The following is a 3951-nucleotide window of genomic DNA, read 5'->3' as shown; positions in this document are numbered from 1 at the left end:
ACATACGCATGGCCTCACGCGGCAGATGCAGGCCCTGTCTGGCTTCCGTCATTCGCACGCGAGAGGGCGATGCGGGTTGCATCGCCCCCTTTCTCGCACTCCTCTTTTTCAATCCCGATCAACAGCGACCGCAGCACGTGCTGCTGACACCTCACGACGTGGTTCCAGTGCCAGCCGGTGTCGGCACCGAACGCCACTCCCTTGGCGCCGCCATGTCGAGCTCATTCAGAACCGGCGTTGACCCCCCCCATAGTTGCCGATGTCGCATTGGCCCGAGAACGTCGTGCCACCCTCGATGTTGATGCGGCCGGAACGGCGGTCGACGGTCAGGCGCGGCTTGTTCATGCCATTGAGGCGATAGCTCGCGGTGATGCGGTCGGAACCGACCTGCAGGTTGTCGAGATCCCACCAGCCATGATCGCCGTGCGAGTTGATCGGCGGAATCAGCGGCGCACCCAGGTGGATCCGGCCGTGGTCGCCATACAGTTCGATCTGCACGTCGCTGCTGAAGCCTTCGGTGGTAGCGCGCACGGTATCGGCTTCGTGCCACTTGTTGCGCTTGTCGTCCCAGCTGTAGTTCGGCTCGCTGGTCACCGTCGGACGCGTGCCGGCGCCGTAGCAGACCAGCACGAGCGAATTGGGGTCGCGCTCGCTGGACGAATATGGACGCGACGATGCGCCGCCTGATCCACTCCCGGACGCACCACAGTTGGCGGCCGGCACGGACTGGATCGAGGCATAGCGGCCATCCATGGTGGAGACGGAGATGCACTGGCTGCGCTTCGCGTTCCACCAGAAGGTGAAACGCTGGTCGCGCACGGTGTTGGAATCGCGCTGCTCATAGCCTCGCGACTGCAGCTGGGTTTCGCCGCCGGCACCGCGCGCGCCGACCAGGTCTTCCACATCGGGCGGCGTCTGCGCGGTTGCGACGAAAGGCGCTGCCAGCAGGGTGAAGAAAGTGACGGAACGCGAAAGGCGACTACGCATGGCGATTCTCCTGAGGGGGTTCGACTTCGGGATGTACGTGCCTGGATCAACGATCGGGCCTGAGTTGTGCTTCCTTGCGTGCGGCGCACCTGACGTGCGTGTCCCCGTTGATGCGCGTTACCACCTGCGCAGCGGGTGTGAGGCTCGCCGTCCACCGTGGTCGAGCATCACCTCCTGACGACCACGGCAGCGTGAAGACCCACCTCCGAACGCGTGGCTACAGGGTCGGCACATCCCCGTTGAGCACCTGTACCGTCGCGCCCGTGGTCTCCGGCAGCACATGCAGGTCGGTCTGCAGCAGCACGACGCCCGGCCGCAGCAGCGGCAAGACCGCAGCGGTGAAAGCCGCCGGCAACACGATGCGTGCCGCATCCTTCTCGGCGACCTCCTGGCCGGCCTCGTCCTCACGGCCGGGAATGCCGATGCGGCGCCATGTCGGCGCCTGACCCGGCGTGGCACCGGACACGAGGTAAGCGTGTGTACCTTGCGGCGCGGGACCATCCCGGAAATCCACACGCGCGCGTCCGATCTCGATGCCGTCACGGAAGACGAACAGGCGGCGGTCCGCGGTACTCATCACCATCGACAGCGGACCGGTCGGCGATTTCTGCGGCTCCCAGCGGAAGGATTCGGCCGCGCCCAGCAGCGGGGCGGCGTCCTCCGCCCCCGTCCTGGGATCGATCGGGCTGGCGACGGGAGGATGCACGAGATCTTCAGGGGCCATCCCTTCCTTCGCGATCACCACGACCATGCCCATGCTGGTGGCGTCGAACAGCAGTCGTGCGAACTCGGTGGGCAAGTGCACGCAGCCGTGCGACTCGGGATAGCCCGGCAAGCCGCCGGCATGCAGCGCCACGCCATCCCATGTCAGGCGCTCCTGATAGGGCATGGGGGCATCGTTGTACTTGCTGGAGTGATGGTCCTTGTCCTTCTGCAGGATGGTGAACACCCCGGTCGGCGTCTCATGTCCGGGCTTGCCGCTGCTGACCGTCGACACCGCGACCAACAGGCCATTGCGGTACACGTAGGCGCGCTGTTCGGTCAGGCTGACCACCACCGCCATAGGCCCCATGTCCTTGGCATCGCCGCCCCAGACCCATTCGCCGGGCTTGAGTGCGGCCGGCGGTGTGCCGGCAGGGCTGGAAGTCTTCGCCCCCCATGACGGCACGGCATGCGCACAGAGGGGAAGCAGCAGGAGCCCCAGCCATGCGATCAGTGTGGTCCGGATCATCGCGGTGTCCTTGTCGAGATGGCACGAGCATCAGGTGGTGTCACATATTGCATGGACCCATGCTTAAATGCAGCCGTTCACTCCCGGAGTCGCCCGTGCATTCTCCCGGTCTGCAGCATCGCCCCGACTTTCCTTTTTACGCCGGCAGGCCCGTCAGCCTTTCCGGTCCGCAATGGCTTGTCGTGATGGCGAGCGTGGCGCTGGCGTTCTGGCTGCTGGTGGCACCGTGGACACGCCCTCCCCAGCCATGGGGCATGTGGATTCCCGTGCTGCTTTTCTGCGGCGTGCCGCTGTGCGCCCTGGCCCTCGTTGTCGGTCGCGCCTGGACGGCCTTGTTCCATCGCCCCAGCGGCCGCGACCTGTTGCTGATGGTCGGCATCGCCGCTTTGAACCTGGTGGTCACCCTGCTGATCGGGCTGCTGCTGAACGGCATGGACCATGGGTCGGCCAATCCCGCGTTCAAATCGATGGGCGAAGCGGATACGGCCACCCGTGTCATGGCGTTCGCGGCGATGGTGCCGCAGCTGTTGGGCGAGGAGCTGCTGACCATCCTGCCCTTGCTCGCACTGCTGTGGTGGCTGCATACCCGCATGAGGCTGGCGCGACGCACTGCCCTGGTGCTGGCGTGGCTACTGTCGGCCATCCCATTCGCGCTGGCGCACCTGCCCACCTACCAGTGGGACCTGGTGCAGTGCCTGGTGATCATCGGCAGCGCCCGGCTGGTACTGAGCCTGGCGTACCTGTTCTCGCGGAATCTGTGGGTGTCGACCGGCGCGCATGTGCTCAATGACTGGACGCTGTTCGGGGCAGGACTGTTGCTGGGATCGCTGTCGCACTGACACGGGCGTGGTCATCGTCAAGAGGAAGAACGCGGAAAGGGTTGCGTAGTCTCTCGACATATCACTCGCGGCATCCGCACTCCAGATTCCCTTCCTTTTTCGCCGGCTAGAACAGCAGGCCCGGATCGCCGTAGCTGAAGTCTGCCAGCGGCGACACCGCCTGCCGGGCAGAAGTCCACGCGCAGCGCCGACGTGTTGCGCGACGCTGATTGACCTGCACCATGCGACGGCGTAGGCGCCGGCATAGCTGCGTGTGCCAGCGAGCCGCGCGTGTGGCGACCGAAGGCGGACAGCATCACGCACGGGCGTCGGCGACGGTGCCACGGATGTGCGCACGGAGACCCCGCCACGCTCCTGCCACCGGTGACCTTCTGGCATCCGGCATGCACCCCAAAGAGGGGCAAGACCTGATTTACGACGTCACCAGCAACGTGCAGGTCTATGGCGTCGAGCAACTGCGTAACGCGGACGCATCGATCATGCCGACGTGCCCAGAGGCAACACGAGCGCCGCGCGTCGTCTTCGGTGAGCGGACGACGGAGACCATCAAGGCGAAGCATGGGACCTGAGGGATCGCGTTGTGCCAGCTTCTGCGAAAACGCGGAGCTGCGCCAACACCCGAAGTGAAGAGGGTCGCACAGCAACCGCTCGGACCACGCTGTCCCCGTCCGGACTTCGCCTGCACCGCAGGGTCCTGGACCGGCATCGCACTGCATCGAAGGCCGCAGGGAGATCCCGCTGGTTCAGCCGCGGGGACCCCCCATCACGGGCAGGATCACGCCGTTGACATACGACGCCGTGATCGGCGAAGCGAGGAACACATAGGCTGGCGAGATTTCTTCCGGCTGCGCGGGGCGTCCCATGTCGCTGTCCTTGCCGAACGTTGCCACATCC

General features: G+C 65.7%; 4 protein-coding genes and 1 pseudogene. 2 read left to right on the top strand and 3 right to left on the bottom strand.

Annotation, left to right across the window (positions count from 1 at the left end; all coding sequences use genetic code 11):
• Positions 1–225: 225 nt before the first annotated feature.
• Positions 226–987, bottom strand: coding sequence for a hypothetical protein (locus AC04L7_RS13855; RefSeq protein ID WP_435996536.1), 762 nt, complete (start codon positions 985–987; stop codon positions 226–228).
• A 217-nt stretch (positions 988–1204) separates the two neighbouring features.
• Entirely contained in the window at positions 1205–2218 is a 1014-nt protein-coding gene (locus AC04L7_RS13850) for a L,D-transpeptidase (RefSeq protein ID WP_435996534.1), read from the bottom strand.
• A gap of 95 nt (positions 2219–2313) precedes the next feature.
• On the opposite strand from AC04L7_RS13850, the gene AC04L7_RS13845 reads away from it, so the two are divergent.
• Together AC04L7_RS13845 and AC04L7_RS13840 are read left to right on the top strand one after the other, a co-directional pair.
• Positions 2314–3057: a CPBP family intramembrane glutamic endopeptidase gene (locus AC04L7_RS13845; RefSeq protein WP_435996532.1), complete on the top strand. Its 744-nt coding sequence runs from the start codon at positions 2314–2316 to the stop codon at positions 3055–3057.
• A 383-nt stretch (positions 3058–3440) separates the two neighbouring features.
• Positions 3441–3626 carry a hypothetical protein gene (locus AC04L7_RS13840; RefSeq protein WP_435996530.1) on the top strand — a complete coding sequence of 62 codons (186 nt, stop codon included), beginning with the start codon at positions 3441–3443 and terminating at the stop codon, positions 3624–3626.
• Between the two features lie 174 nt (positions 3627–3800).
• Here the strand turns inward: AC04L7_RS13840 and AC04L7_RS13835 are convergent.
• A pseudogene (locus AC04L7_RS13835) lies at positions 3801–3951 on the bottom strand (SDR family oxidoreductase); the annotation flags it as partial.

The organism is Pseudoxanthomonas sp. LjRoot204_2 (assembly GCF_056175765.1).
The sequence above is the reverse complement of the archived record's forward strand: the minus strand, read 5'-3'. Positions and strand labels throughout refer to the sequence as shown.

Coding starts and splice junctions, on each gene's coding strand:
- AC04L7_RS13855 (WP_435996536.1), bottom strand. CDS start 987: ATGCGTAGTCGCCTTTCGCGTTCCGTCACTTTCTTCACCCTGCTGGCA.
- AC04L7_RS13850 (WP_435996534.1), bottom strand. CDS start 2,218: ATGATCCGGACCACACTGATCGCATGGCTGGGGCTCCTGCTGCTTCCC.
- AC04L7_RS13840 (WP_435996530.1), top strand. CDS start 3,441: ATGCACCCCAAAGAGGGGCAAGACCTGATTTACGACGTCACCAGCAAC.